Raw genomic sequence first — 26,596 nt, 5'->3', positions numbered from 1 at the left:
GCGGGGGCCGCTCCACCCTTGTCCACAGATCAGCCCGGATAGGCCACCGCCGTCACCTCGTCCGCCAGGCGGGTCCACCGGGTGCGTGCCTCGTAGCGCCAGGTCACGTCCAGGTCGGTCGTGACCGCGATGGGTCCGCCCCCCAGCCGCACGTTCGACGCGATGTCGACGATTCCGCCGGTGATCGCGCCCAGGTCCTGCACCACTGAGCCGTCCAGCTGCGCGGTGAAGATCGAGCGCACCCCCGCGCTGGTGGCGGCCACCGCCAGGGAGGTCTCCGCCTGCCACGTGGGCGCCACCGGGTCCGTCAGTGCATCACCGGCCGGCGCGACGATCTCCAACGGCCGCCACTGGGTGGCGGTGACCGGGTTGGCCCCCAGGAGGGAGGCCACGCCGAGCGTCGGCACCCCTCCGACGTCTGCCACGATCAGGACCCGTGCGCGGGAGGGCGACACGGAGAAGTCTCTGATCCGGCCCACTCCCACCTCCGCGCTGACCAGTTGCGCCTGGCCCGCACGGTCGATGGTGGCCATGCGGGGGGTCCCGCTCATGTCGTCGCCCAGGAGCCACAACGTGCCCAGCACGAACTGAGGAGAGCGCAGGTTGCTCAGCGGGAGGTCCACCTGCGAGACGGGGCCGCCCAGCCCACCTGTGGACAATTCGGTGCGGTCCTCGTTGATGACGGCCATGCTGCCCCCGTCGACGGAGACAGCCACGTCCGCCACCCGGAAGCCGATCTCCGGCATGATCTCGAATTCGTCCTGGCCGGTGATGCGACCCACTCGTGAGCGACGCACGCCAAACAGGTCCGTGGCCGCCGCGCGGGACAGCACCTGGTACCCCTGTTGCGTGGCCAGTTCGAGCACGCCATTGGCCGAAGCGCCCGGGATGGGTACCGTCCGGCCGCCCTCCCTCGTGACGATCATGCCCGTGACGCGCGGGATGGACGTGAGCGTCCACAGCAACTGGGCGCCCAGCCGGCGCAGGTCGTCGTCGCCCAGGACCACGGGCAGCCGGGCGAGGTCCACGGTCACCACGCCGCTCTGGTCGATGGTGGCGCCGCCATCCCCGAGCCTGACCCCCCGCGGCAGCGCGTCGATGACCGAGCGGTTGATCTCCTCGGCCGGCCCCTGGAACAGGGCCTGCAGCACGTTGCTGGGGGTGAGGAGCGATTCGGGCAGGTGAATGGGGTCTGGCACCACGTGCGCTCCGACGCGGCTCATGAAGTAGAGCGTCACGCGCGAGTAGTAGCGCTCGAAGTTGTAGCGGGTCAGCAGGAGCCCGTCGGGCGGTGCGCTGATCCGCCACTGGCCCTCCTGCTCGACTAGCCCGAAATCATGCTCGAACGGTTCGGTGTGCGCGGTGTAGCGATGGGTCGCGTCCAGGTGTCCGATGACCGTGCCGGTGGCCGCCGCGGCATCCATCCCGCCGGTGACTTCGCCATCGAACACGACCGCGTCGACGGGGGCCCAGCCCGAGGCCGCCTCGCTCGTGAGGTACTGCCGGGCGATGGCGTACTCGCCGTCGGGGTCTGCCATGGCCTGAAGGAAGCCCTCGACGAGACGCACCGGCGTCATATCCTCGCTCGGCGGCTCCGGGGCGATGTCGATGCCCCGCGGCTGCGCGGCCAGAGGCACCTGCTCGACGGGCCCGGACGTCGCAATGGTGGTGCAACCGGTCAGCGACAGCAGGAGTGCCGTGAGGGCGGCCACAGCGCGTCTCATGCGCTCACCTCCTTGTCATCAGCCGGTACGACGGCCAGCGGCGAGCTCGTCAGCTCGTGCCCTGACTCCCGCGGCAGCGTCAACCGGAATTGGGCACCGCGCCCCGGCCGGCCCCAGGCCGTCAACCACCCGCGGTGCAACCGGGCGTCCTCCATCGCGATCGCAAGCCCCAATCCCGTGCCACCCACCAGCCGGGTGCGACTGGGATCTGCGCGCCAGAACCGGTCGAAGACGCGGGCCGCGTCCTCCGCCTTGAAGCCGACGCCGTAGTCGCGCACGGTCACCGCCACCGCGTCGTGGTCCGAAGCCACCCTGATCACCACCGGCCTGCCCTCGCTGTGCTCGATGGCATTGGTGATCAGGTTGCGCAGGATCCGCCTGACCCGACGGGTGTCGACCTCGGCGGTGGTGTCCTCGTCCACCTGTTCGAACCGAAGCTCGACGCCCAGGGCCCCGGCCATCGACCGGCTCCCTGCCACCTCTGCGGCGGCCAGCGACGCGACGTCGGTCTCGTCGAGGGCCAGGACTGCCGCACCCGCGTCGAACCGCGAGATCTCCAGGAGATCCGCCAGCATGAGGTCGAACCGGTCGATCTCGAGGCTCATCAGTTCCGCCGAACGCGCAGTGATGGGGTCGAAGTTGCTACGCGCATCGTGCAACACATCCGCGGCCATCTTGATGGTGGTCATCGGGGTGCGCAGCTCGTGGGACACATCGCTGACGAAGCGTTGCTGCAGCGTGGACAGCGTCTCCAGCTCACGGATCCGCTGCTGGAGCTCAGCGGCCATCCGGTTCATGGAGGTGGCCAGCAGCGCCAGGTCGTCGGTACCACGCACCAGCATGCGCTCCCCCAGTTGGCCGGACGCCAGCTGCAGCGCGGTGGTGCTGGCCTTCCGCACCGGCCTCACCACCTGCACCGTGACGAGATAGGAGATCAACCCGAGTGCTGCCACCAGCGCCACGCCGGCCGCGATGACGGCTCCCTGCAGGGCGCTCAGGGTCTGCAGCTCGGTGGTCATGGGAAAGATGTAGAACACCGGGAAGCGCTCCCCGGTCTCGCCGATCAGTGCGGCGCCGATGGCCCAGCCGGGCTCCGGCTGCATCGTGGGGTCGGTGAAGACCACCCGCGTCGGGGTGATGAACATGCCCTGGTCCTGCTCCACCCGGTCACGCAACCCGACCGGTACCGACTCCGCGCGGATGCCGGTGGAGGTGAGGCTGGAGACCGGCCCCTGGATCACCACCCGGTACTGCGCCGCTTGGGCGTCGGCGAGGTCCGCCAGCCGGCTGAGCGATTCATGGATGGCGGCGCCCCGCGCCTCTGGCGTGCGCAACTGCTCCTGCATGAACGCGTAGACGCCCGACGCCTCGTTCAGCGCCGCCTGTCGCTTCGTCTCGACGACGCCCGCCGTGGCCTGACGCATCAGGACGACCCCGGCCAGCGTCATCAAGACCATTGACAGGCCGAGCGTCGAGATCAGCACCCGCAGCGGCAGGGAACCCCACCAAAGTGCCTTGAGCCCTCGCGCGGGACGTGCCCGGGTGCTGTCAGTTCTGCGTTTCACCGGCGCGGTATCCAATGCCGCGGACCGTGATCACGATTTCGGGGTGTTCCGGGTCCTTCTCGATCTTGGCCCGCAGCCGCTGTACATGCACGTTGACCAGGCGGGTGTCTGCCGAGTTGCGATAGCCCCACACCTCGTCGAGGAGGGCCTCGCGGGTGAAGACGTGGGCCGGGCGGCGTGCCAGGGCCAGCAACAGTTCGAACTCCAGTGGGGTGAGGGGCAGGTGTTCCTCGCCCCGCTTCACGAGGTGGGACGAGACCGAGATCGCCAGGTCTCCGATGGTCAGGATGTCCGAGCCCACTTCCCCGCTGGTGCGGCGCAAGCGGGTACGGATCCGGGCGATGAGTTCCTTCGCCTTGAACGGTTTGGCCACGTAGTCGTCGGCCCCCGCCTCGAGACCGGCCACCACGTCCGAGGTGTCGGACTTGGCGGTCAACATGACGATCGGTACGCCGGATTCGGCGCGGATGTCGCGGCAGACGGAGACTCCGTCGCGCCCCGGCAGCATGAGGTCGAGAAGCACGAGGTCAGGACGGGACTGGCGGAACTCCTGCAACGCCTCGTTGCCCGTCCCGCACCGGACGGTCTCGAACCCCTCCTGGTGCAGGACGATCTGCAGCATCTCTGAGAGCGCCGCGTCATCGTCCACCACCAGTATCCGGGCTTTGCCCTTGGCCTCGGTCACCCCAGCCTCCTTGCTCTGCCGTCAATGGTAGCGAGAGGCCGTAGCCGTCACACTGCGGTCATCCGCAGCGGGCCTCCCGGCATGGTGTGCAGCATCCGCAACGTCTCGGCGTTCTCGTCGAAAATGGTCGCGATCCTCAGCGAAGCGTCTTTCCACCCATCACCGCGGTGCAACGCAGCGTAGCGGGTTTCCAGCTGGCCCAGAATGGCCTCGACCTTACGCATCCGCCAGTTGCGGGCACGCGGCGACGTGGCCGAGGGCCCTGTCCTGGCGACGGCGCACTGCAACTCGGTGGTGGCGCACATGGTCACCGCGCGCTCCAGCAGCATGTTGGTCACCATCCTGGCCTGCTTGCAACCCGTGACGATGCGTTCGACGCTCTCCGCGAAGGCCAGTTCCTTGCGCTCCTTACGCGTCACATCCGCCACGTGGCTGTCCTGCCCGTCGCCGGTCCATTCGCTGTTCCGGATCCGGCCCTTGTTCGCGCGGACGGTTGCCACGATCTGTTCCTGCTGCTGCACGACGGTGCCCCACTGGCCCGCCGCCTCCCCGAGGAGATCAGGGGAACGCCTGCTGGCCCCCAGCCAGGCGTGGTGGGCGCTGATGGCCGTCAACCGGGAGTTGATGCTGATCCAGAGTCCCACCGCCTCCGCTGCGATCCAGGGTGCCCGGATGGTCTGGCCCAGGTTCTCGAGGCGGCTGAGGACGAGGAAGTTCTCCACCACGTCGTTGCGCATCGCCGTCCAGGCGAGGCTGCGCGCGGAGGACAACGAGTTGCTGATCGCGTCATAGCGTGGGCTGCTCACGAGTTCATCCCTCCGAGGCTGTCAGTGGCCTGCGTTTCGTTCTGGTCGTAGTTGTTGGAGGCGGCGTCCAGCGCCATCGCTTGAGCTTCGGCCTCGAGCCCAGCGTCTGAGGCGGCCTGCACGCTGCTCTCCACCGCGGTGCGGTAGGGCGGCACCGCCTCAGTCATCACGCCGAACATGGCTCCGGGCTCCGGCGTGGACATGATCGTGTCCTGCATGGGCTTCGACCGGTCCGCGAGGTCGCTCCAGTTGGTGGATTCCCTGCGCAGTTGATCTGTGTTCACCGAGTAGTCGGAACCACCGGTGGAACTGTACGTGGAGGTGGGCTGCCCGAAGGAGGTGCTGCCCGATGGGCGGGTGCCCGTCTGGCTGCCCGTGCTGGTGTACGTGGGGCTCGTCGAGGTGTACGTGGTGCCGTCCTGGGGACGCACGCCCGTCTGGTGGCCCCCGTCGTACTCGAAACCACCGCCAGACTGCGAGCCCGGCGAGTTGGTGCTGGGATCGGTCTCCGAACCGCTGGCATCCCCGGCGGCCACCGGACCGCCCGGGTAGTAGCCGGTCGACGGGGCCTGGGTGCCACCCGGCCCGCTGCTGCCGGGCAACGTCGTGCCTGGAACGGTGGTGCCGGGTGCCGTGGTGCCGGGTGCCGTGGTGCCGGGCGCCATGGCGCCCGGGGCGTAGGAGCCGCTGCCGGGTCCCTGCTGGTAGACCGACTGCAGGCCGGTGGCCTGGACCCCTGCGGTGGGAGCGGTGTTCTTGCCATCCCGCTGGCGGACCTTGCTCAGTGGGGTGTCCGGGACGCCGTCTCCGTCCGTGTCGACGAGCGGGTCCTCGATGATGCGACCGTCACTGTCCACTGCGACCAGCTGATCGAGACCGCTGCGACGGAGGGCCTCCCGGAGCTGCTCCGCGTCTAGAGAGTCCTCCGTGCCGGCTGCCATCAGGCCCCCACCGGGCGCCGTGAAACCGCCAGGGCCGAACATTGCCCCGGACGCACCGGAACCCGAAGGTCCGAACAGCGACGGGCCGGCGAGCCTGCCGGCCTGCGCCCCCTGCAGCATGGTGGGGATGCCACCACCCGCGGCGCCGGGGCCGGCCGACATCATGGGCTGCATGGCGCCCGCCCCACCCGGGGCGGCGCCCACGCCACCCACGGTGGCGTTGGGAGGCATCATCGCGGGGGGCATCGCTCCTGCCCCGCCGCCCTTCCTCCCACGGGTGCCGGAACCGCGCAGTGCCATCGCGGCGGCCTTCCTCCGTCGACGGTCCTCGCGGTTCTTGTCCGTCTCGGCGCCCGTGACTTCGCCGGGAACGGCGTATTCGTCCTCGTCCAGCGCTCCCCAGGGATCCGCCGCCAGGGGTCCGTCGATCCGGGCATGCAGTTGGGGTGAATCGAAGCGTACTTCGTCGCCCTTGTTGTGGTCCGTCATCGGGTTCCCTTCGCCATGATGGTGAGCAGGTCTCGCTGCGCCTGGAAGAACTCGCCGGCCAGTTCCTCGTGTTCGCCGGGCACGAAATGGGGCGGGTGGTAGTTGCCATACGCGCTGCGTGCTGTCTGCACCACAGCGGCTGAGATGTGGTCGGGGGTGGCGGTGCGCAACCAGTTCCGGTCGAACCGTACGGCCTCGGCCAGGCCCGACCAGGTGAGCGACACGGAGACGGGACCACGCTGGGCCACCGTCTTCTCACCGTCGATGTCCGCCCACCTGATCTCGTGGTCCGGCCTGTCCCTGAGTGCCGCCTGTCGCTCGCCCAGGGCCACGATGCGCTCCTGCACGGCGTCGAAGTCATCCCACGTGAGGGGCGACTCGGGATCCGGAGTTGGCTCCGGTAGAACGGCGAAGTCCAGCGGATCAGAAGCACCGGCGGATCGAATCGAAGCGGCGAAGAAGGCCTCTTCGAAGGCGTCCTCCAGCGTGCGGTTGGGTCCGAGGATCTCACGCCAGCGCGGTGAGACGTGCACCTTCGTGAGTTGCCGGACATCCTCGTCAATCCAGATCCGTACCGCCAGCCGGGCATCGGCGAAACCGTGCGAGGGGTGCCATTCGTCCGAGTCGTCGGCGACGGCGGCTGCCTCAGCGACAACGTCTGCGGGAGGAGCCAGGATCTCGTCGTCGAAGTTGTCGTCGGTCACGAACGGCCCTCCTCGGTAGCGGCATACCCCCGAAGTCTTACATGCGCAGGGGTCACCTCGGTGACCCGCGATGGTCAGTTCAAAGCGGGTTCTTCCGTCCAGGTGGACCATCTTCCGGGGAGGCCGCCCATGCGTCGCAGCACGCGGCGCCACAGGCCGTCCGGATTGCCGAACACGTCGTCGGCGCGCACCTCCGTGCGGAACCAGGAGCCGCGGATCAGTTCGCCCTCGAGTTGGCCGGGCGACCACGAGGAGAGACCGACGAAGAGCCGCAGACCGACGAAGGAGGATTCGAGCAGTTCACTCGGGAAACGGAGGTCCACCAGCCCCACCTCGCCGGCCAGTCGTTCCCAGCCGGGCGGTTCCACATCCTCTGCGGCCGGCTTGCCCAGGGCCAGCACCACGTCGCTGTTGACCGGGCCTCCTTCGAAGAGGATGCCAGGTGGGCTGAGAAGCGGTGCGAAGTGAGCCGCGGCGGCCTCCGGCGGCATGTCCGAGACCACGTTGAGACAGACGCCGACGGTGCCCTCGAGGTGGTGCTCGACGATCAGGACGACCGAGCGGTCGAAGTAGCCGCCGCGCCCAGGTTGGGTGGCGACGAGCAACTGACCCACGGCGATCGCACCGGTATGCATGCCCACCACCCTAACGGTCGCCCGTCACGAGGGCAGCAAAAAACCTCGTGCCCACCCGCTGGTCAGCGGATGGGCACGAGGCACAGGGGTGGAGGTGGCGGGAATTGAACCCGCGTCCTCAAGAGATGTTCCAGGACTTCTCCGGGCGCAGCCGACATTGTCGTTTTCTCGGTCCCTGCACTCTTCGTCGGCAAGTCGCAGACAGACCCAGCATCAGTTAAGTCCCGAGTAGCCCCTGATACGCAAGCTACTCAGCAAGCCTTCTAAATGAGGCCAGGTACCGGACCGAAGGCTCGTCCGGGCTGACCCTTCGGTCGCTGATCAGGCAGCGAGAGCGAAGTCAGTGCTGTTGTTGTTGGCACTTATTGGTTTCCACGCAGCGTTTACGAGATAAACGTGGATCCTCGGCCCGCTTCTCCTGGGACTACCGTCCCGAGTCGAAACCAGTCACCCCCTGTTGAGTTGTTCACACCATTCTAGCGCATGTCAGCGAATCGCCTGCTTCGGCCGCTGCGTCCTGACGAGCAGGAACGGCTCGAGCCGGCCGGTGCCGGACTGTCCGTTGAACGCACGGACGGACGCCCAGATCGTGCCGCCGAACCAGGCCAGCCACGCCAGGAACATGAAGCCCTCCGCCCCGAACACGATCCCCAACAGGAACGCTGCGGCTGCCACGGCAGCCGCCGTCAGTTGCAGACTGAGGGCCCGGCTCGCCTCCCACCAGACGCGGCTGCCCGGCGTGGCCACCGCCTTCACGACGACAGGCCCGAGGAACCAGGTGAAGAGGCCCGACAACTGGGTCAGGCCCGCCCCGAGGTTCTCGGCAGGAGCCGGTTGACCCGGCCTCGGACGGGTGAGCACAGCAGGGGCGATGCGGGCCAGCCCCACCAGGGACCGGTTCAACTCCACGCGGTCGCGGGCGTTCAACGCGAGGTCGAGGCGTCGATCCAACTCAGCCTCGTCGATGGAGCGGTCCGCGTAACAGGCCTGCAGGTGGTCCACTGCACGGTCTCGCTGCTGGTCGGTCACTCCGGGGAACTGCTGGTACTCGCTCATGTATCCATTGTCGTCGGAGGGTCGCCTCGGCAGTACCGGGAAGCACCCTGAAAACGACCCTGGACGGGCCCGGGTGAGGGTCTCAGCGGTTGTTGTACTTGTTGCGGTGCGCCAGGGCCCGCTGCATCTCGCGCTGGGCATCGCGCTCGGCGATGGCGTGGCGCTTGTCCCAGTCCTTCTTACCGGTGGCGACGGCGATCTCGACCTTCGCGTAGCCGTCCTTGAAGTACAGGGACAACGGGATGAGCGTGCGGCCGGAGTCGTCGGTGGCGCGGGAGAGTTTCTCGATCTCCTTGCGGTGCAACAGCAGTTTCCGGGTACGCCGGGCCGAATGGTTGCGCCAGGTACCGAACTCGTACTCCGGGATGTTGGCGTTGATCAGCCAGGCCTCGCCCTGCTCATCGACGGTGGCGTACGCCTCCGCGATGGTGGCGCGGCCGGCGCGCAGCGTCTTGACCTCGGTACCCGTCAGAACAAGGCCGGCCTCGAACACGTCACCGATGTGGTAATCGTGCCTGGCCTTCCTGTTCTGTGCGACGAGCTTCTTTCCGGTCTCCCTGGGCATCCGGTAATTAAACCACGCCTCAGTTGAACCAGCCGGACAGCGGGTCCACGACCCGGCCGTTCTGCCACACCATGAGGTGCAGGTGGCAACCGGTGGAGTAGCCCGTGGAACCGACGTAGCCGATGACCTGGCCCTGCTTCACCCGGGTGCCCACGCCCACGATGTAGTTGGTGGCGTGGTTGAAGCCGGTCGTGACATAGGACCCGCGGACATAGCCGTGGTCGATCATCAGGCGGTTCCCGTAACCACGGTTGAAGTAGCGCTCCGTCACGACGCCGTCCGCGGGCGCACGGAGGGGGGCGCCGCACGCCGCGCCGAAGTCGGTGCCATCGTGCAGCTTGCGGTAGCCCAGCACGGGATGCAGGCGCATGCCGTACCTGGAGGTCAGGCGACCCTCGACGGGGCGGATGAAGACGGAATTGTTGCGAGAGGAACTGGATGACTTCTTCGGCGCTGAAACGGCTGCCGCGGCCTGCGGTTTGGGGGCCGGCTTCTTGGCGGCCGCCGCCTTGGCTGCGGCTGTCTGTGCGGCAGCGTCACGGGCCGCCTTGTCGCGGGCAGCCTTCTCGCGAGCAGCCTTCTCTGCAGCTGCCTTCTCTGCAGCTGCCTTCTTCTGAGCTTCGATCCGCTGCTGGATGCGCTTCTCGACGTCGGCGTTCTCGGCCACGAGTTCACGCTGACGCGTCTCCTCGGCAACGACCTGCTGACGGGCGCTCTCTTCGGCCTTGTCCCTTGCGACCACCAGGTCGGCGACCTGGGCCCGCAGCGCCTCGGCCTGCTCCTGCACCGACTGCTTCTCATCGAGCTGACGAGCGGCGGCCTGCCGGGCCTCGTCGGCGACATCGCGGGCGGCGTCGGCGACCTGGCGGGCCTCGTCGGCAGCCTGCTGGGCAGCATCGGCGCGCGATTCCGCGTCCTCGAGGGAAAGGCGGCGCATCTCCAGCTCGTCGAGTTGCACCGCCGAGGAGGTCATGAGGTTCTGGGCCAGCTGCGCACGCTGGTTGAGGTTCGACGCGTTGACGTCGGTGAAGATCAGTGCGAGGTTGACCAGGCCGGTGCTGTGCTGGGTGGTGACCAGGATCTCTTCGTTGAGCCGGCGGTTGACCGAGTCGAGGGCAGCCTGGGCCGCTGCGACGTCGGCCTTGGCCTGGTCGAGTTCATGGTTGGCCACTTCGAGCTTCTCGGTGGCGACGTCCAGTTCCTGTTCGGCGGTGGCGAGCTCGTCGGCGCGCTGCTCGTCGAGATCCTCCGCGGCGCGGAGTTCTGCCTCGGCCTTGGCCAACTTGGCGCCTGCGTCGGCCAGCTGTGCGCGGGCCACCCGCGCGTCCTCGACGGCGGAGTCCCGCGCGGCCTCAGCGTCGTCGATGACGGATGCCTGGCGCGCGATCTCGCGTTGGAGGTCGGCCTTGCGGTCGGTCAGATCATCAGCCTGGGCTGGTGACCAACTCGCGAATCCCAGGAGGACTGCCAGCACGCCGGCGACGATGCCACGGGACAGACCTGGGATCCATGTGCGAACTGCGGGCTGGGGGGGAAGGTCCCGGTTCACGCTCGTCTCCTTATCAGATACGCAGATATCTTCTGGTTGCGAGCAGCGTCGGGATGATGGCGAGGCCAACACCTACCGCTGCAATGGACACAATGGCAGCCGCCAGCTCTCCCCAGCCAATCCAGGGTAAAGCGGCGATTGAGGTTCGGGCGTTCTGGTCGATGATGAACCAGTACCCCAGCGTGAGGGTTGCCGCGGCGATGACGACACCGATGAGGGCGGCGACCAGCGCCTCCAGGAGGAACGGCAGGAGGATATAGATGTTCGACGCGCCGACCAGGCGCATGATGCCCATCTCGCGCCGCCGCGAGAACGCGGCCATGCGGATGGTGTTGACGATCTGCAACGCAGCCGCCAGCAGGAGCAGCAGACTCATGGTGATCGTGGCCCACTGCAGGGCCCCGAACCACTTGAAGATGGGCTCCAGGATGGAGTTCTGGTCCTGCACCGCCTGCACGCCCTGGAGCCCGCGGGCCTCGCTGGACACGCCGGCGTAGTTCTCCGGGTTGCTGAGCTTCACGCGGAAGGAGTCCTGCATGTCCTCCACGGTGCGGGAGTTGACGGCCGGCGAGTCCCTGAAGACGCGCTGGAACTCAGCCAGCGCCACTTCCTTGGACTCGTAGACCACCTCGGAAACCTCCGGGTTGGCCTCCAGCGTCTGCTGGATGGAGTCGCGCTGCGCGTCGGTGGCGCCCTTGCCGGGCTCGCAGCGGCCGCCCTGGGTGTCAGGGGTGCAGAGGAACACCTGGACGGTGATCTTGTCGTAGAGGGTGCGCTTGGTGAGGTCGACTTCCATCGACGTCAGGAGGCCCGCCCCGAGGAGTGCCAGTGAGACGGACATGGTGACGACAACCGCGATCGTCATGGCGATGTTGCGCTTGAGACCGGACCAGGTTTCGCGAAGTGAATGCCGCATGATGTGTGAACTCTCCCCTACGCCGAGCCGTAGATGCCCTTGGCCTGGTCGCGGACGAGTTCCCCGTCGCGCAGTTCCAGGACCCGGCGACGCATCTGGTCGACGATGGACGAATCGTGGGTGGCCATGATGACGGTGGTGTCGACCCGGTTGATCCGATCGAGCAGTTTCATGATGCCCACCGAGGTTTCGGGATCGAGGTTGCCCGTGGGTTCGTCGGCGATGAGGATCTTCGGGCGGTTCACAAAGGCGCGGGCGATGGCGACGCGCTGCTGCTCGCCACCGGAGAGTTCCTCGCAGGGCCGGTCCTCCTTGCCGGCGAGGCCGACCATCTCGAGGGTGTCCGGGACGACGCGGCGGATCTCCCGGCCGGGGCGCCCGATGACCTGCAGCGCGAACGCCACGTTCTCATAGACGGTCTTGCCGGGGAGCAGCCTGAAGTCCTGGAAGACCGTGCCGATCTGGCGACGGAGCCCGGGGACCTTCCACTGTGCGAGCGTGCTGAGGTTCTTCCCCGCGACGTACAGGGTGCCCTTCGTCGGGCGGTACTCGCGGAGGATGAGTCGCAGGAAGGTCGACTTGCCCGAACCCGACTGCCCGACGAGGAAGACGAACTCTCCCCGGGCGATCTCGAGGTTGACGTTCCTCAGGGCAGCACGTTGCTGTCCTGGATAGAACTTCGTGACGTCCTCGAACGTGATCACAGGGGCACTCCGGCGGTTGGGGAAGAAGCTGAGAAACTCTCAGCGCGAACGAGTCTAGGTGAGCTGGGCTCCCCACTGCCCAGCGACACGCCGTGGGTCAGGCGCCCATCTCGGCCTGCTTGCGCCAGCGGATGCCGGCGTCGATGAAGCCGTCGATGTCGCCGTCGAAGACTGCCTCCGGGTTGCCCACTTCGTGCTCAGTACGCAGGTCCTTGACCATCTGGTACGGGTTCATGACGTAGGAACGCATCTGCGCACCCCAGGAGTTGCCGCCGTCGCCCTTGAGCGCGTTCATCTCCTTCTCGCGCTCCTGACGCACCCGCTCCAGGAGGCGAGACTGGAGGACCCGCAACGCGGCGGCCTTGTTCTGCAGCTGCGACTTCTCGTTCTGGCAGCTCACGACGATCCCCGTGGGGAGGTGCGTGATGCGGACGGCGGAGTCCGTGGTGTTGACCGACTGCCCACCGGGGCCCGACGAGCGGAAGACGTCGATGCGCAGATCCGCCTCGGGAATGTCGATCGAGTCGGTCTCCTCCGTGACGGGGAGCACCTCCACGCCGGCGAAGGAGGTCTGACGGCGGCCCTGGTTGTCGAAGGGTGAGATGCGCACGAGCCGATGGGTGCCCTGTTCGACCGACAGCGTGCCGTAGGCGAAGGGCGCCTTGATGGCGAAGGTGGCCGACTTGAGCCCCGCCTCCTCGGCGTAGGACGTGTCGTAGATCTCGGTGGGGTACCCGTGGCGATCCGCCCAGCGCAGGTACATCCGCATGAGCATCTCGGCGAAGTCTGCGGCGTCGACGCCACCGGCCTCGGCACGGATGGTGATCAGGGCGTCACGCGGGTCGTAGTCTCCAGAGAGCAGGGTGCGGACCTCGAGGGCCTCGATGTCCTTGCCGAGCTTGTCCAGTTCGCGGAGGACCTCTGCGGTGGTGTCGGCGTCGCCCTCCGCCTCGGCCAACTCGAGCATCAGTTCCGCGTCGTCGAGACGCGAGCGGAGACCGACGAGCCGGTCCACCTCGCCCTGCTTCGCGGAGAGCTGGCTGGTCACCCGCTGTGCGTTCTCCTGATTGTCCCAGAGGTCTGGGGCCGCCACCTGCTCCTCGAGTTCGGCGATCTCGGCGCGGACCTTGTCAAGGTCCGCGACGGCCTCGATGGAATCGAGGGAATGGCCGAGGTCGGCAAGGCGGGAGGAGAGATCATCATTAGCCACAATCGATCATTCTACCCCGCGGCGCTGGTTTCGCGCTGTCCAGCGTGTTTGCCGGGAGCCGGCCCAAGCTCAGGTAAGACTGGAGGCAATGTTTGGGCACGCCCCTGACCAGCGGTTATTGTCGCAGCCGACGGCCTGACAGTGACAACACGATGAAGGACGAGACTTGATGAAACGGATCGGCGCAGGACTTGCGGCGTTGCTGACGGCGACGTTGGGCATCGTGGCACTGCCACAGACCGAAGCGGCCGCAGAGGTGGATGTCTACACCACGCCCGGCATCCACCTCCTCAACGGACGCGAATGGCGCACCAGCTGCGAGCCCTACTCCTCGACGGTTGACCGCTGCCGAGCCGAGATCAAGGCGACGGTGGTGAAGGTCGAGGCCGGCCAGTTCGTGGAGGTCACCGACTGGGCGTTCAACAACCTCACGTACAAGCCCAGCCCCCGCTCCAATTGGAAGGGCAACCCCCTCGGGGAAGCCGGCGACTACGTCATCGACGGGCGGCAGTGGCGCACGGAGTGCGACACCGCACAGACCGGCAACAACGCGTGCCGCAGCTACATCCTGACCACCGTCTACGGGGTCAAGACCATGACCCCGCGCACCTACGAGCAGTCCAACCAATGGGTGTTCAACAACATCGTGCGCTTCAGCGTCGCGCCCCCGCCGACCGTGCCGCCCAAGCCCACCTTCTGCAACGCCGCCCCGCTGCCGGCCGGTTTCGCGCTTACGGACACGGGTCGCCCCTACGTCATCAAGGCGCCCTACACCCCCGTCGACATGTACAACCCGACCTCGATCAGCAACTTCATCAGGAACACCTCCAGGGCCAGCAACGACGCGACGACGGCCAAGGCGCGCGAGGACCAGAAGTGCCTGGCGCTGCTCGCTGCGGGTCACCTCATGAACGGATCGGAAACCACCAGGAACGCCGCCGGTGAGATCGTGCGCTGGTTCCCGTACATGTTCCGCTTCAGCGCCAACCCCACCACGGACGACCTGACGGCGCCGTGGCATTCCGGCCTCGCGCAGGGTGGCGTCCTCACCACGTTCACCCTGCTGACCGACCTGACCGGTGACCGCTCGTGGCTCACCCGCGGCGCGGAGACGTTCCGCAGCTTCGAGGTGCCGGTGTCGGAACCCGGCGGCATCCTCAACCGCGACACCGAGCACGGTTTCCTCTGGTTCGAGGAATACCCCACCACCAAGAACGGCCAGCCGCTGCCCACCACCGTGCTCAACGGCCATTTGGAGGCCCTCATCGGGCTCAACCTGTGGCACCGGCGCATGGTCGCCGAGCAGTCCGCCGGCCGCACCCCCGTCAGCCAGCCGGCTGAGATCAAGGCCCTCGTCGACGAGGCCCTCAGCACGTTGGAGCCCATGCTCAACGTGCACGAGGTGGACATCGACGGCGGCACGCTGACCAGTTACGACGCCGTGCGGGGCTATCCCGCCGCACCGCTGCGGGTCAATGGCCCGTCGACGTTGAAGGTGACCTCCGCCGCCCTGAATAACAAGGCGGTCACGCTCCCCCGCACCTCGGACACCTGGGACCGCGACGCCTACCTCGTCAACGGCACCTTCGCCACGGTGAAGGACGGCATGCCCGAGGGCTGGACAAGGCTCGGAAGTTCCACCTACTCAGGGCCCACGGGCGGCTACTACCGCATCCGCTCGGGCGGCAACGCCTGGCAGGGCCTGGAGTTCGGTTGGGCCGAGAACCCGGACAAGGGCATTCCCTCGAGCTGGCTGCAGGACGTCGCCGGCAAGCACATGACGCTGACCATGCGCGCCTCCATCTCCTACCCCAGCGGCAAGGCGGGGGCCTCAGGTCGCATCGCGCTGTACGAGCAGTGCGGCGCGGACGTGAAGCTCCACTACGAGAACGTGCTGCGCGGCAGCGGGCAGTGGGCCGACTACACCTTCGGCTTCAACGCCCCCAAGGCCGGCTGCAATCTGCGGGTGCAGTTCATGGTGAGCCCCTACAACCGCGACGACACCGTCTTCCTCCTCGACGACGTGCAGCTCAGCTCGCAGCAGACCATCGGCTCGTCCCTGAAGCCCGCCTACGACCTGAAGGTCTACCGCACGCCGGAGAACATCCTGTCGCTGACTGGTTCGGGCAGGGCCACGGTCCAGGCCCACTACAACGGTCGCTGGCAGGATTTCGCCACGGTCGACCTGACTGCGGAGCGCGTCGACATCGTGATCCCGGAGCGGTTCACCGGCCGCAACATCCACCTCGGCTACCACGAGACCCACGTCGGTGAACTGATGGCGCTCTACCGCGCCTTCCCGCAGCACGGGTACCTGCTCGAGTACGCCCAGCGCTGGGCGCCCATGGCGCCCTCCGTGCACCACACGGTGCCCAAGCCCACTACCACCACCACTTCCAGGGTGGGCACGAGCACCATGAGCATCGAGAGCGTCATCGACGAGGCCTACGAGTACCCGCTCGTCGACCAGTTCACCGGTCTGCCCTACGAGGAACTCGAGATGCTCGACGAACTCGCGAAGCCGGCGAAGTGATGCGGCGCCTCGGCACCATCCTGGTGGCCGCCGTCGTCGCGTTGCTGGGCGTCGTGGTTCCCACTCCCGCTGCGGCCGACGTCGACGTGTACACGACGGAGGGGACGCACAACGTCAACGGCCGACTGTGGCGCACGGACTGCTCCATGTACTCCACCACCGTCGAGCGGTGCCGCACGGAGATCCAGGCCACGACCGTGACGTTCAGCGGGAGCCGCTACGTCGAGCAGCGGGGATGGGTGTTCAACAACCTCACCTACAAATCCAGCCCGCGGGCCTCGTGGTCCTTCATGAACCCACTGGTCACCCCCGGCGACCACACGGTCAACGGTCGACGGTGGCGCACCGAGTGCGACACCGCCTGGACGGGTTCCGGGGGCTGCCGCTCCCAGCTCATGGCCACCGTGATCGAGAAGGGCTCCACCGGGCAGTACCAGACGGTCAACAAGTATGTGTTCAACAACATCGTGCACGTCACCCCGGTGCCGTGCGTGGTGTCCCAGGCCCAGCTGCGGGCCGATGTGAAGATCCCCACCACCGTGCTGCAGGGCTGCACGAAGTCTGCACAGAACGCCACCTGGGCGGCCGTGGACTTCCCCGTGGTGTTGCCCGACGGCTACCGCTTCATGTCCACCGCGTTCTACCGGCTCTCCGGCAGCACCTGGCGGCTGGCCGTGCGCAGCAGCGCGAACTGGCAGATCTGCCAGTGGGCCCGTGACAACGGCGCCCCGCAGGACCTGGTCACCAAGCACCTCGCGTTCTGCGCGCGGTGAACCCGGTGTGCGCCGAACGCGATCGCCTGTCACAATAGGGGTCGCCGTTCGGCGTTTCGGGCGCATAGCTCAGTTGGTTAGAGCACCTGCCTTACAAGCAGGGAGTCGGGGGTTCGAGTCCCTCTGCGCCCACCATCCCCGACACCGAGACGAGGTTGAGCGATGAATGCCACAGACTTCTCCATCACCCGGTGGACGATGCGGCATTCCGGCACGAACGGCTATGTCTCGTCCTGGGGACCCATGCTCTCCGGCGTGACTCCGGTGGCCGCCCCCTAGTCCCGATCGCCCCTTGCGGGCCGGTCGGGCGATGCTTTCCTGGCGATCCGACCGAGAGACACCCCCATGGACAACACCCGACGCTTCTTCCCCCGTTACGGCTCCTTCACCGAGGCGCTGCGCATCGGCGCGGTCCTCCGCAAGGAGACCGTCGGCGGCATCCTGCTCGTTGCAGGCGCCGCCCTTGCCATCATCTGGGCCAACTCGCCCGCCGCGGAGTATTACTTCGCGCTGCGTGACTTGGAGATCGGCTACGAACCCTGGCACCTGCGCCTCAGCATCGGCGCGTGGGCCGCCGACGGGCTGCTGGCCATCTTCTTCTTCCTGGTCGGGCTCGAGTTGAAACGCGAGTTCGTGGCCGGCGACCTGCGCAGCGTCCGTACGGCCATGGTGCCGATCGCGGCGGCTGTCGGCGGCGTGGTTGTGCCGGCACTCATCTACGCGGCGATCGTGCGTCCTTATCCGGGGCTCCACCACGGTTGGGCCATCCCCACGGCAACGGACATCGCGTTCGCTGTGGCGGTGCTGGCGATCATCGGATCGCACCTGCCCTCTGCCCTGCGGATCTTCCTCCTGACGCTCGCAGTGGTCGACGACCTCCTGGCCATCAGCATCATCGCGATCTTCTACACCGACAGCGTCCACTTCGTGCCGCTGCTGCTCGCGCTGCTCGCCATCGCTGTCTACGGGTTGGTCGCGCAGCGCTACCGGGGGTTCTTCGGGCTGCGACCAGCCGCTGCCTGGTTCGTCCTGCTGCCCATCGGAGCCGTCGCCTGGGCACTGATGCATGCCTCCGGCATCCACGCGACCATCGCCGGCGTCCTGCTCGGCTTCACCATCCCGGTGCTGCACCGCAGCAGCGCACCGCCCGAGGTGCAATCGCGCGCCGGCCTCGCCGAGGAGTTCGAACACCGCTTCCGCCCCCTGTCCGCAGGCTTCGCGGTGCCCGTGTTCGCGTTCTTCTCGGCAGGGGTGGCGCTCGGCGGCTGGGACGGCATCAGGGAGGCCGCCATGCACCCGCTGACGCTCGGAGTTGCGGCCGCCCTGGTGTTGGGCAAGCCCATCGGCATCGTGACGACGACCTGGCTCATCACGCGGGCCACGCGGACCAACCTGGACCCGGCGCTCCGATGGACCGACCTGATCGGGGTGGGGTTGCTGGCCGGCATCGGTTTCACCGTGTCCCTGTTGGTCGCGGAGCTGAGTTTCGAGGCGGGCACCGTCGAACACGACACCGCCAAGGTGGCCGTCCTCGGCGCCTCCGTCATCGCCGCGATTCTGGCCTCTATCCTTCTCAGCGTGCGCAACGGCCGGTACAAGAGGATCCAGGCCCGCGACCAGAGGGACGCGGACCGCGACGGCGTGCCCGACGTCTACCAAACGGGACCAGAAGACATCACCTGATGACGCGGAGATTCCCAGGCCGGGCCGCCCTCCTCGCCGCCATCGCGGGGGTGGCGGGAGTCACCACCGGAGCAGGCTTTGAGCCGCTCGGGTGGTGGCCGCTGTCCATCCTGGGAGTGTTCGTGCTCGGTGTCACGGTGCGTCGGGCCCGCACCTTCCCGCAGGCCATGGTGGTGGGATCCGCTTTCGGGTTCGGCCTGGCCGGACCGGCCCTCGCCTGGATGTCCGTCATCAGCGACGCGGCCGCCGTCGGGCTCGTCCTGCTCACGGCCTCCTGGTACAGCGGCCTCGGCGCCCTGCTCCACGTCGCCAACCGCAGCCGGTGGTGGCCGCTGCTCGCCTCGGGCGCTTGGCTCGCCGTGGAGTATGGGGCCGCCCACTTCCCGTTCGGCGGCTTCGGCTGGCTGCGGCTGGGCTACGCGATGATCGACTCGCCACTGGCGGGTCTGCTCCCCGTCGTCGGCGTCGCGGGAACGAGCCTTGCCGCCGCTCTGCTCGCCAACCTCGCCGCCTGGCTCGTGGTCGGACGATCCTGGCGCCGCCTCGTCCCCGTCGTGGTGGGAGTCGCGCTCGTCGCGACTGCGGCGGCACTGGGCGGCGCGGTGCCACCGGCACCCGCCGATCGCATTGCCGAGGTCGGTTGGGTGCAGGGCGGCGCCCCTGGGGGTGGCGTGTACGGGTTGGGTCCGCTGAGGAGCACCACGAGCAACCATGTCGAGGCCACGACGGACCTCGCCGCCGCGATCGCGGCAGGCAGCGAGAGCCGGCCGGATTTCATCGTGTGGCCCGAGAACTCCACCGACCTCGATCCGGGCACTGACCCCGAGACCGGCAGGCTGGTCGAGACCGCGCTCGCCACCGTCGGGAAGCCCATCCTCGTGGGCGCGATCCTCGACGGGCCGGGCGCCGACCAGCGGCGCACCGCGAGCCTCTGGACGACCCCCGACGGGGAGGTCGGCCCCACCTACGTCAAGCGGTCCATCGTCCCGTTCGGTGAATGGATCCCCTTCCGCGACGTGCTCCTCCCCCTCATCCCCGACCTCCGCTACGTCGGTAGGCAGTCCGTGGCGGGGGCGGAACCAGGGCTGCTGGACGTCCGCCTTGCGGACGGCACGACGGTGACCCTGGGGGTGCTCGTGTGCTTCGACGTCGCGTTCGACGACGTGGCCCACGACCTGGCCGGCGCAGATCTCCTCGTGGTGCAGAGCAGCAACGCGATGTACCAGGGCACGGCCCAGATCGAGCAGCAGTTCGCGATCACGCGGGCCCGGGCGGCTGAGTTGAGGCGCGAGGTGCTGGTGGTCACCACCAGTGGCGTCTCAGGGGTGATCGACCCCTATGGCCGGGTGACATCACGGGAGACCGGCCCGGGCGCCGCCTACGGGGTGGAGAGCCTCCCCGTGCGCAGGGGGACCACCCCGGCCTCGTGGCTGGCCGGTCCGCTCGACCTCGTGGTGACCTCATTGGCCGTCCTGTGGCTGCTCGGGGTGGCCATCGCGCCGAGGAGCAGGGCGTGGAGGAAGGTGTCCCCCGCCAGTTCCGGGTGATAGGTCGCGGCGATGATGGTGCCTTGACGCACCGCGACCGGCTCGCCGTCCCTGGCGGCGACCACCTCAACGTCGGGCCCGGTCTCCTCGATGCGCGGCGCGCGGATGAACACCCCGCGCGCCGTGGCACCGCCCCGGAGATCCAGGTCCGCCACGCCTGAGGCAAGTTGGGCACCGTAGGCGTTGCGTCGGACCGTCACGTCCAGGCCACCCACCGTCGGCAACCCTGCCAGGGCTTCGGGATCTGCCACCCGGTCCGCCAGGAGGATCAGTCCGGCGCACGTTCCGAGGACGGGCAGGCCGTCGTCGACGCGTCGCCTGATGGCGCTGAGCAGCCCCGAGGGACGGGCCAGCCGCGCCATGGCTGTCGACTCCCCCCCGGGCAGGACCAGCGCCCCGACGGTGTCCAGATCCGACAGCGTGCGCACGCGCACGGCGGAGGCGCCGAGCCGTTCGATCAGCTCGACGTGCTCCCGCACTGCGCCTTGAAGGGCGACGACACCGACGATCACCAGCCGCGCTCCGCGAGGCGGTGCGGCGCGGCGAGGTCGGAAACGTTGATGCCGACCATGGCCTCACCCAGCCCCCGGGAGGCTTCCGCGATGGCCGCGGGATCGTCGAAGTTCGCCGTGGCGGCGACGATGGCCTGGGCCCGCTTCTCAGGGTTGCCGGACTTGAAGATGCCGGAGCCGACGAACACACCGTCGGCGCCCAGCTGCATCATCATGGCGGCGTCCGCCGGAGTGGCCACCCCACCGGCGACGAACAGCACGACGGGCAGCTTGCCGGCGCGCGCCACGCTGCGGACCAGCTCGAACGGTGCTGCCAGTTCCTTGGCGGCGACGAACAGCTCATCCTCGGACTTGGCGCCGAGCTCCCGGATCTGGCCCTTGATGGTGCGCAGGTGCTTCATGGCCTCAGAGACGTCGCCGGTGCCGGCCTCGCCCTTGCTACGGATCATCGAGGCACCCTCGGTGATCCGACGCAGCGCCTCCCCCAGGTTGGTGGCGCCACAGACGAACGGCACGGCGAAGCGCGACTTGTCGATGTGGTGCACGTAGTCAGCCGGCGAGAGCACCTCTGACTCGTCGATGTAGTCGACACCGAGGCTCTGCAGCACCTGGGCCTCCACGAAGTGCCCGATGCGGGCCTTGGCCATCACGGGGATGGACACGGCGTTGATGATGCCGGAGATGAGGTCCGGGTCGCTCATACGGGCCACGCCCCCCTGCGCGCGGATGTCGGCGGGTACGCGCTCCAGCGCCATGACGGCGACGGCGCCGGCGTCTTCCGCGATGCGCGCCTGCTCCGGGGTGACGACATCCATGATGACGCCGCCCTTCAGCATTTCGGCGAGGCCCTTGTTGACGACGGCGCGGTCTTCGGTGGTCAGGTTTTCGGTCATGGTGGCAATCGTCGCGCTCCGGAGCTGGCCCAGTCCAGATCCAGTTCTCACCAGTTGGAATGGGCCAGTTGGGTCGACATTGCATTAGGCAGGCGCGAAAGTTCACCCCTCACAGAGGTTGCTGTAACTCTTCGAGCACCGAATCTCATGCTGCTTGATGGTGTCCCGGGTCCCGTCGGCATATTCCACTGTCGCACCCTGGACGAGGAGGTGTTCGATATCTCCACAGCCGTACTCCAACGTGTACCCATAGTCACTCTCGGAGTACCTTTGCCCCGGTGCGATAGGCCCCACGATGCGCAACTCGTGTCTTGTTTCACCTGCGACGTCCGATTCGACATCCTCTAGCTGGTTGTAGAAAGACACTGAGAACCACACATAGTTCATCGTCTTCGAGGAGATGTTCGTAAAAGCTGGCGTCACGAACAATTCGCATCCGCTGCTGCTCCCGTCCTGCTCCTCCCACCAACCGCCTTCCAGACGAATAGCGTTCTCCCTGCGTTCTTCATCGGCACGCGCCTGTTCCGCTGCTGCTTGAGCGGATTCGACCCTCTGCATTGCGGCCGCCCGGTCTTGATCGCACTTGTCCGCCAGAAGAGCCAACTCATCGACACGCTGAATCAGCGCTCTTCGGGTAACGACGAGACCCTCGATTTCGGTTAGCGCAACCTTGAGTGTGTAACAATTCTCGGCGCTGAGCGCCCGGTCGACCATCTCTTGCACGCCTGAAACCGCCTCCAACTCGGCGTCGCTGCGCTCCCGTTCCAACTGCGCCACGCGCAGCTGCACCACTGCCTGCTCGAGTACGTCGAGGTTTTTGATCTTCCTTTGCAGTTCAGGCTCCAACTTGTCGAACGCTTCCTGGGCCCGTGCAATCTTCCGCTCCGATCGGTGGGTCACCAAGCCGATGTTGTCGATCCGCTCTTCGGCGGCAGCTATCGCTTGATGATCGGCGGCGACCTGCTGCGCGTACCAGAACCCACCACCGGCAATGCCTGCGAGCACAGTCACCAAACAAACGACCGCGACTTTGAAGGCAAGGGAACGGTGGCGCCGCGGTCCGGGGGGAGGCGTTTCCGACGCTGGCGGAGTCCAGAACTGAGCCTGCTGCGGAACTTCCACCTGCGGTGGTAGGAAGTCAAGACGCGGTGGTTCGTTGCCCATGGGACCCTGTGATTCTTCTCCAATGGCGCCTGACATGACGCGCCTCCCCCTCTAGCGGACAGTCTGCGACCGCACCGACTCGCGCAGGCGCTGTTCGGTGCCCGCTTTCAACGCTTCATCATCTCGCTGAACTCCAGCACCGGAGTGAAAATGGGCCTAAGACCTGGCCGTGATCATCTTTTCTGATCAATGCAGAACTTGCCGCGTCGCAACGACAGATGGAGTCCAGCGCGTAAGAGAAGTACATTGGAGCCCGCGCTGGACTTGAGGAGGTGGCATGGCCAACCCGTATGGACGTCGTGGCCTTCCTCCCGAAGAGGCGGTCCCCGCACCACAACGGCAACCGTCGCCGCCCCCGCGGCCGTCCCCCAGGCCGGGCACCCCCCGCCGGGGGATCGTGCCCCAGGATGACGGCCGCGACGGCGACACGCGCCGGGCGTGGTTCACCGTCGCGATCCTCCCGCTGGTGATCGCCGCGGTCGTCGGCGTGTTGTGGCTCGTCTTCGGCGAGCGTGGCGACGGCGGCACGACCGCCCTGCCAGCCCCGGTCAGTTCGAACTCCGAGCAGCGCACACCCAGCGCCACGCAGTCCGAGGAACCTTCGGTGGCGCCGAACGAAGCACCGCAGACGCCCGCTGACGGCGATCCCAGCCCCACACCGGCCGCTGACACGACCACCGCCGCCCCCGCGGCGGCGGAGAGCCCCCAGCTCCCGACGGGACCGGAGGAGGAGCCCAGCCCGGTGTCGTCGACCCCTGGGGGCGTCCGGCTCGAACTCAACGGCACCGTCCTCGACATGCCCCCCGGTTGGCAGCTCTACGCAGACGAAGTGGTGCAGGACGAGAGGCGCCTCGTCCGCATCCGTGAACTGACCACGGACGTGCGGATCCAGGCTGTCAGCCTCACCAATGTCACCGGATCGCTCGACGAGGCCTGTCTGGAGCTCATCAGCGACCACCGGCAGCTGTTCACTGGCGTCGCCGAGGGGCTACCGGTCACCGTCCCTCTGACCGGCCAGGGCCAGGGCGTCTCCTGCAACTTCACCGGCACCCGCGCCAGCGACGGGGTGTCCAACCGGGTGGAGTTCACCATGTTGCAACTCGACGACGGCACCACGCTCGTGTTCCGCGACACCATCCCCTCCACCGTCCCGGAGGATTCGCCCGCGCTCTCGCAGCTGGTCACCATGGAGTGTGCGGCCGCTGAGAGCTTCGGGATCTCGGTGAATCAGTGCGCGCTCACTCCTGGCCAGGCCGACGGCTGAGCTGGTCGAAGACGGGCCGCAACGCCATCCACCACTGCTCCCGCGGGCGCTGAGCGTCCCAGTCCATCCCATCGGTCACGGTGCGCAGCGGGGCCAACAGCCCCGGGGCCGAGCTCGACGCCGCGACATAGTTCGCCTGGCCGGCCCTGAGTTGCTCGTCGACGTTGGACACCGCTGTATAGGCCAGCCGCGTGGCGTTGATCCTGTCGAACGGCGTCGGGCTACCGCCCTGCTGCACGTGCCCGATGACCGCCTGCCGCACGGAGTAGAGCCCCTTGCCTTCGGCCTCGAAGAGCCGAGCCACGACATCTGAGGTGTAGTGCTCGCTGGCTTCCTCGCCCATCACGGCGAGGTAGAACGAGCGTCCGGACTCGAACGCGTCGACGAGCGCCTCCACGTCGGTGGCCAACTGCTCCAGCGTCAGGCCCGTTTCGGGCAGGTACGCCTTCTCAGCGCCCCCGGCGATGCCGCCCACGAGGGGCAGGAAGCCACAACCCCGGCCCATCGTCTCGACGACGAACGCGCGCTTGCTGGCGGATGCCGACATGCGCACCATGTCGATGGAGTCGACGACAGTGTTGAGCGCGGTGTCGGCGCCCACCGCCATGGGCCAAGAGGGCAGGTTGTTGTCGATGCTGGCCGGCAACAGCGCAATGGGGATGTTGAAGGCGGGATAGCGCTTGCGTTCGCGTTCCATCATGTCGACGGTGGCGTAGGCGTGGAAACCGCCCATGACCAGCAGGGCGTCGACGCGGTGCTCCTCGAGCGAACGGGCCATGGCGTAGAGGTCTGTCTCGGTGGGCACGTAGCGGCGCGTTCCGAAGGCGGCGCCACCGGTGTTGGCCATGCCCTCCACGTCGTGCCAGTACACCTCGTGCAGGTCGCCGCCGACCAGGCCCGGGACCCCACCCTGGACGGCGAGCATGTGGTAGCCACGGTCCAGGCCGGAGCGGACCGCCACCCTGGCCAGCTGGTTCATTCCCGGCGCGAGCGCGCCGGCGTGCATGATCGCGATGCGCTTGGCGTCAGGCGCCATCTCGACGGTGGGCCGGGCCTCCGTCAGCACCCGGTAGATCTCGATCATCGTGGTGAACCCGACGCCGCGGGAACGGACCGCGGAGTCGTACTCCCCGGCCTCGATGAACTCACCGATTCGGTGGGTGTCCTCCACCGCCTTGAGCAGCGGGACGGCGATCACCTTGTCTCGGTGCACGCCGACGAGCACCGGCTCCGTGTCCTCCTCGGCCAGCAGGACCTGGCGGACCGCCTCGACGCCACACGCGGTGGCCATCCAGCGGTCGTACGCTGACGGCGTGCCGCCCCGCTGGACGTGGCCCAGGATGGTGATGCGGGCCTCCTCGCCGGTGCGCTCGCGCAGCACTTCCTGGACGCGTTCCGCGGTGATCCGTACACCGTCGCGGTCTGCGGCGCCCTCGGCGACGACGATGATCGAGTCGCGCCGCCCGGCTTCGCGGCCCCGGGCCAATACCTCCGTCATCCGGTCCTCCCACCCGGCACGCGGCGGGGATTCGGGGAGGAACGTGTAATCGGCGCCGCCGGCGATGGCGGTCATGAGCGCCAGGTAGCCGCAGTGCCTGCCCATCACTTCCACGACGAAGGTGCGACGGTGCGACTCCGCGGTGGAGCTGATGGCGTCGATCGCCTCCGTGATGCGGTGCATCGCGGAATCGGTACCGATCGTCATGTCGGTGCCCACCATGTCGTTGTCGATCGAGCCGACGAGGCCGGCGATCCGCAACCGTGGGTGGGACATCGCCTGCTCGGCGCTGATGCGCCCGGCCGCCCGCAACTCCTCGACGTACTGCGGCCAGGCCAGGCACAGCGCCCGGCTGCCGGTCAGCGACCCGTCGCCGCCGATGACGATGAGCCTGTCGATGCCCCGCTCGATCAGGTTCTCGACGGCCTTCAACTGGCCGTCGCGGGTCCGGAATTCCACGGAGCGGGCGGTGCCGATGACGGTGCCGCCCTTCGGGAGGATGCCGGAGACGTCGCTCCAACTCATCTGGGTGATGTGGGCGCCACCTGCGATGGCGCCCTGCCAGCCCTCCTTGATCGCGAAGACCTCAGCTTCTTCGTGGATGCCCGCCCGCACAATGGCGCGGACTGCGGCATTCATGCCCTGCGCATCGCCGCCAGATGTCATGACGCCGATGCGGGCCGTCATCGACGTCCGCCCTTGGGGCGCACGACCTTGGTGGCCTGCCAATCAGATGCGACGTTCGCTGTACGGGTGAGGGAGAGCCCGGCGATGGTGACTCCTTCGGCCACAGAGGCCGCGTCGATGAAGCCGGAGCGTCCGACCTTGGGGGTGAGCAACCAGATGTAGCCCTCGTCGCCGAGGTCTGTCATGGCGTCGACGAGGCCGTCAGCCACGTCTCCGTCCTCGTCGCGCCACCACAGGATGGCGACGTCCACTGCCTCGAGGGGGTCTTCGACCATCTCTGCATCAATGGTGTCCATGATGTCGTCACGCAGGTCGGCGTCGACGTCCTCGTCCCAGCCGAGTTCCTGAACGACCATCCCGGGTTCGAGCCCGAGTAGGTCTGCTCCAGCCATCCCTTCGTGCGTGGGGTCCTTGTCTTGTGCGATATCCACGCCCCAAGCCTGCCAGATGCGGCGCGGGATTTCACTTGGGGCTCAGTTGCGATGCAAAGGCG

General features: G+C 67.7%; 22 protein-coding genes, 1 tRNA gene, 1 other RNA gene and 1 pseudogene. 6 read left to right on the top strand and 19 right to left on the bottom strand.

What is annotated here, in order from left to right:
- Positions 1-29: 29 nt before the first annotated feature.
- From ACZK4S_RS08125 to prfB, 14 genes are all read right to left on the bottom strand, one after another.
- Positions 30-1,724, bottom strand: a complete 1,695-nt coding sequence (locus ACZK4S_RS08125) for an LpqB family beta-propeller domain-containing protein (RefSeq protein ID WP_463643939.1) — start codon at positions 1,722-1,724, stop codon at positions 30-32.
- Positions 1,721-3,220 carry an MtrAB system histidine kinase MtrB gene (mtrB, locus tag ACZK4S_RS08120; protein WP_463644136.1) on the bottom strand — a complete coding sequence of 500 codons (1,500 nt, stop codon included), beginning with the start codon at positions 3,218-3,220 and terminating at the stop codon, positions 1,721-1,723. The genes ACZK4S_RS08125 and mtrB overlap by 4 nt, the downstream gene beginning before the upstream one ends.
- A gap of 52 nt (positions 3,221-3,272) precedes the next feature.
- Positions 3,273-3,974: an MtrAB system response regulator MtrA gene (gene mtrA / locus ACZK4S_RS08115; RefSeq protein WP_463643938.1), complete on the bottom strand. Its 702-nt coding sequence runs from the start codon at positions 3,972-3,974 to the stop codon at positions 3,273-3,275.
- A 47-nt stretch (positions 3,975-4,021) separates the two neighbouring features.
- The gene (locus ACZK4S_RS08110; RefSeq protein ID WP_463643937.1) at positions 4,022-4,780 is read right to left on the bottom strand and encodes a hypothetical protein; all 759 of its coding nucleotides are present in this window, start codon (positions 4,778-4,780) and stop codon (positions 4,022-4,024) included.
- Positions 4,777-6,210 carry a hypothetical protein gene (locus tag ACZK4S_RS08105; protein ID WP_463643936.1) on the bottom strand — a complete coding sequence of 478 codons (1,434 nt, stop codon included), beginning with the start codon at positions 6,208-6,210 and terminating at the stop codon, positions 4,777-4,779. The genes ACZK4S_RS08110 and ACZK4S_RS08105 overlap by 4 nt, the downstream gene beginning before the upstream one ends.
- Complete coding sequence (locus tag ACZK4S_RS08100; protein ID WP_463643935.1) at positions 6,207-6,914, bottom strand: hypothetical protein; 708 nt, start codon at positions 6,912-6,914, stop codon at positions 6,207-6,209. The genes ACZK4S_RS08105 and ACZK4S_RS08100 overlap by 4 nt, the downstream gene beginning before the upstream one ends.
- Before the next feature lie 74 nt (positions 6,915-6,988).
- The gene (locus ACZK4S_RS08095) at positions 6,989-7,549 is read right to left on the bottom strand and encodes a YqgE/AlgH family protein (protein ID WP_463643934.1); all 561 of its coding nucleotides are present in this window, start codon (positions 7,547-7,549) and stop codon (positions 6,989-6,991) included.
- Positions 7,550-7,635: 86 nt separating this feature from the next.
- Positions 7,636-8,004, bottom strand: a transfer-messenger RNA (tmRNA) gene (gene ssrA, locus ACZK4S_RS08090).
- Positions 8,005-8,035: 31 nt separating this feature from the next.
- Entirely contained in the window at positions 8,036-8,605 is a 570-nt protein-coding gene (locus ACZK4S_RS08085) for a DUF1707 domain-containing protein (protein ID WP_463643933.1), read from the bottom strand.
- 82 nt (positions 8,606-8,687) lie between these two features.
- The gene (smpB, locus tag ACZK4S_RS08080; RefSeq protein ID WP_076058688.1) at positions 8,688-9,170 is read right to left on the bottom strand and encodes an SsrA-binding protein SmpB; all 483 of its coding nucleotides are present in this window, start codon (positions 9,168-9,170) and stop codon (positions 8,688-8,690) included.
- Positions 9,171-9,189: 19 nt separating this feature from the next.
- A complete protein-coding gene (locus tag ACZK4S_RS08075; protein ID WP_463643932.1) occupies positions 9,190-10,644 on the bottom strand; it encodes a M23 family metallopeptidase in 1,455 nt (484 codons plus the stop codon).
- A gap of 88 nt (positions 10,645-10,732) precedes the next feature.
- On the bottom strand, positions 10,733-11,635 hold the full coding sequence (ftsX, locus tag ACZK4S_RS08070; RefSeq protein ID WP_233120664.1) for a permease-like cell division protein FtsX: 903 nt from the start codon (positions 11,633-11,635) through the stop codon (positions 10,733-10,735).
- 17 nt (positions 11,636-11,652) lie between these two features.
- Positions 11,653-12,339, bottom strand: a complete 687-nt coding sequence (gene ftsE / locus ACZK4S_RS08065; RefSeq protein ID WP_076058684.1) for a cell division ATP-binding protein FtsE — start codon at positions 12,337-12,339, stop codon at positions 11,653-11,655.
- Between the two features lie 97 nt (positions 12,340-12,436).
- Positions 12,437-13,549, bottom strand: coding sequence for a peptide chain release factor 2 (gene prfB / locus ACZK4S_RS08060; RefSeq protein WP_463643931.1), 1,113 nt, complete (start codon positions 13,547-13,549; stop codon positions 12,437-12,439).
- 169 nt (positions 13,550-13,718) lie between these two features.
- Between prfB and ACZK4S_RS08055 the strand changes: the two genes are divergently transcribed.
- The 5 genes and pseudogenes from ACZK4S_RS08055 to lnt form a co-directional block, all read left to right on the top strand.
- Positions 13,719-16,082 carry a D-glucuronyl C5-epimerase family protein gene (locus ACZK4S_RS08055; RefSeq protein WP_463643930.1) on the top strand — a complete coding sequence of 788 codons (2,364 nt, stop codon included), beginning with the start codon at positions 13,719-13,721 and terminating at the stop codon, positions 16,080-16,082.
- A complete protein-coding gene (locus ACZK4S_RS08050; RefSeq protein ID WP_463643929.1) occupies positions 16,079-16,855 on the top strand; it encodes a hypothetical protein in 777 nt (258 codons plus the stop codon). The genes ACZK4S_RS08055 and ACZK4S_RS08050 overlap by 4 nt, the downstream gene beginning before the upstream one ends.
- Positions 16,856-16,913: 58 nt before the next feature.
- Positions 16,914-16,990 (top strand) — tRNA-Val (locus ACZK4S_RS08045).
- 210 nt (positions 16,991-17,200) lie between these two features.
- A complete protein-coding gene (nhaA, locus tag ACZK4S_RS08040; protein ID WP_076058675.1) occupies positions 17,201-18,538 on the top strand; it encodes a Na+/H+ antiporter NhaA in 1,338 nt (445 codons plus the stop codon).
- Positions 18,538-19,881 (top strand): annotated as a pseudogene (lnt, locus tag ACZK4S_RS08035) (apolipoprotein N-acyltransferase); the annotation flags it as partial. The gene nhaA and the pseudogene lnt, both read left to right, overlap by 1 nt.
- Positions 19,882-19,916: 35 nt before the next feature.
- Here lnt and pdxT read toward each other — a convergent pair.
- The 3 genes from pdxT to ACZK4S_RS08020 form a co-directional block, all read right to left on the bottom strand.
- On the bottom strand, positions 19,917-20,597 hold the full coding sequence (gene pdxT / locus ACZK4S_RS08030) for a pyridoxal 5'-phosphate synthase glutaminase subunit PdxT (protein ID WP_076058672.1): 681 nt from the start codon (positions 20,595-20,597) through the stop codon (positions 19,917-19,919).
- Complete coding sequence (gene pdxS / locus ACZK4S_RS08025) at positions 20,594-21,490, bottom strand: pyridoxal 5'-phosphate synthase lyase subunit PdxS (RefSeq protein ID WP_463643928.1); 897 nt, start codon at positions 21,488-21,490, stop codon at positions 20,594-20,596. The genes pdxT and pdxS overlap by 4 nt, the downstream gene beginning before the upstream one ends.
- 102 nt (positions 21,491-21,592) lie before the next feature.
- A complete protein-coding gene (locus tag ACZK4S_RS08020) occupies positions 21,593-22,654 on the bottom strand; it encodes a hypothetical protein (RefSeq protein WP_463643927.1) in 1,062 nt (353 codons plus the stop codon).
- A gap of 277 nt (positions 22,655-22,931) precedes the next feature.
- Between ACZK4S_RS08020 and ACZK4S_RS08015 the strand changes: the two genes are divergently transcribed.
- Complete coding sequence (locus ACZK4S_RS08015) at positions 22,932-23,918, top strand: hypothetical protein (RefSeq protein WP_463643926.1); 987 nt, start codon at positions 22,932-22,934, stop codon at positions 23,916-23,918.
- On the opposite strand, the gene ACZK4S_RS08010 is transcribed toward ACZK4S_RS08015, so the two are convergent.
- Positions 23,893-26,103: a 6-phosphofructokinase gene (locus tag ACZK4S_RS08010; RefSeq protein WP_463643925.1), complete on the bottom strand. Its 2,211-nt coding sequence runs from the start codon at positions 26,101-26,103 to the stop codon at positions 23,893-23,895. The two genes, ACZK4S_RS08015 and ACZK4S_RS08010, sit on opposite strands and share 26 nt — an antisense overlap.
- Positions 26,100-26,495, bottom strand: coding sequence for a DUF3052 domain-containing protein (locus ACZK4S_RS08005; protein ID WP_076058662.1), 396 nt, complete (start codon positions 26,493-26,495; stop codon positions 26,100-26,102). The genes ACZK4S_RS08010 and ACZK4S_RS08005 overlap by 4 nt, the downstream gene beginning before the upstream one ends.
- Positions 26,496-26,596 lie beyond the last annotated feature (101 nt).

It is taken from the genome of Tessaracoccus zhenghani (assembly GCF_055326325.1).
Note: the sequence above shows the minus strand (reverse complement) of the source record. Positions and strands in the feature narration are given on the sequence as shown.

What these genes read in the sequence shown, in the direction of transcription:
- ACZK4S_RS08125 (WP_463643939.1), bottom strand. Translation starts at nt 1,724, where the DNA reads ATGAGACGCGCTGTGGCCGCCCTCACGGCACTCCTGCTGTCGCTGACC.
- ACZK4S_RS08105 (WP_463643936.1), bottom strand. Translation starts at nt 6,210, where the DNA reads ATGACGGACCACAACAAGGGCGACGAAGTACGCTTCGATTCACCCCAA.
- ACZK4S_RS08095 (WP_463643934.1), bottom strand. Translation starts at nt 7,549, where the DNA reads ATGCATACCGGTGCGATCGCCGTGGGTCAGTTGCTCGTCGCCACCCAA.
- ACZK4S_RS08085 (WP_463643933.1), bottom strand. Translation starts at nt 8,605, where the DNA reads ATGAGCGAGTACCAGCAGTTCCCCGGAGTGACCGACCAGCAGCGAGAC.
- smpB (WP_076058688.1), bottom strand. Translation starts at nt 9,170, where the DNA reads ATGCCCAGGGAGACCGGAAAGAAGCTCGTCGCACAGAACAGGAAGGCC.
- ftsX (WP_233120664.1), bottom strand. Translation starts at nt 11,635, where the DNA reads ATGCGGCATTCACTTCGCGAAACCTGGTCCGGTCTCAAGCGCAACATC.
- ACZK4S_RS08055 (WP_463643930.1), top strand. Translation starts at nt 13,719, where the DNA reads ATGAAACGGATCGGCGCAGGACTTGCGGCGTTGCTGACGGCGACGTTG.
- nhaA (WP_076058675.1), top strand. Translation starts at nt 17,201, where the DNA reads ATGGACAACACCCGACGCTTCTTCCCCCGTTACGGCTCCTTCACCGAG.
- pdxS (WP_463643928.1), bottom strand. Translation starts at nt 21,490, where the DNA reads ATGACCGAAAACCTGACCACCGAAGACCGCGCCGTCGTCAACAAGGGC.
- ACZK4S_RS08020 (WP_463643927.1), bottom strand. Translation starts at nt 22,654, where the DNA reads ATGGGCAACGAACCACCGCGTCTTGACTTCCTACCACCGCAGGTGGAA.
- ACZK4S_RS08015 (WP_463643926.1), top strand. Translation starts at nt 22,932, where the DNA reads ATGGCCAACCCGTATGGACGTCGTGGCCTTCCTCCCGAAGAGGCGGTC.
- ACZK4S_RS08010 (WP_463643925.1), bottom strand. Translation starts at nt 26,103, where the DNA reads ATGACGGCCCGCATCGGCGTCATGACATCTGGCGGCGATGCGCAGGGC.
- ACZK4S_RS08005 (WP_076058662.1), bottom strand. Translation starts at nt 26,495, where the DNA reads ATGGCTGGAGCAGACCTACTCGGGCTCGAACCCGGGATGGTCGTTCAG.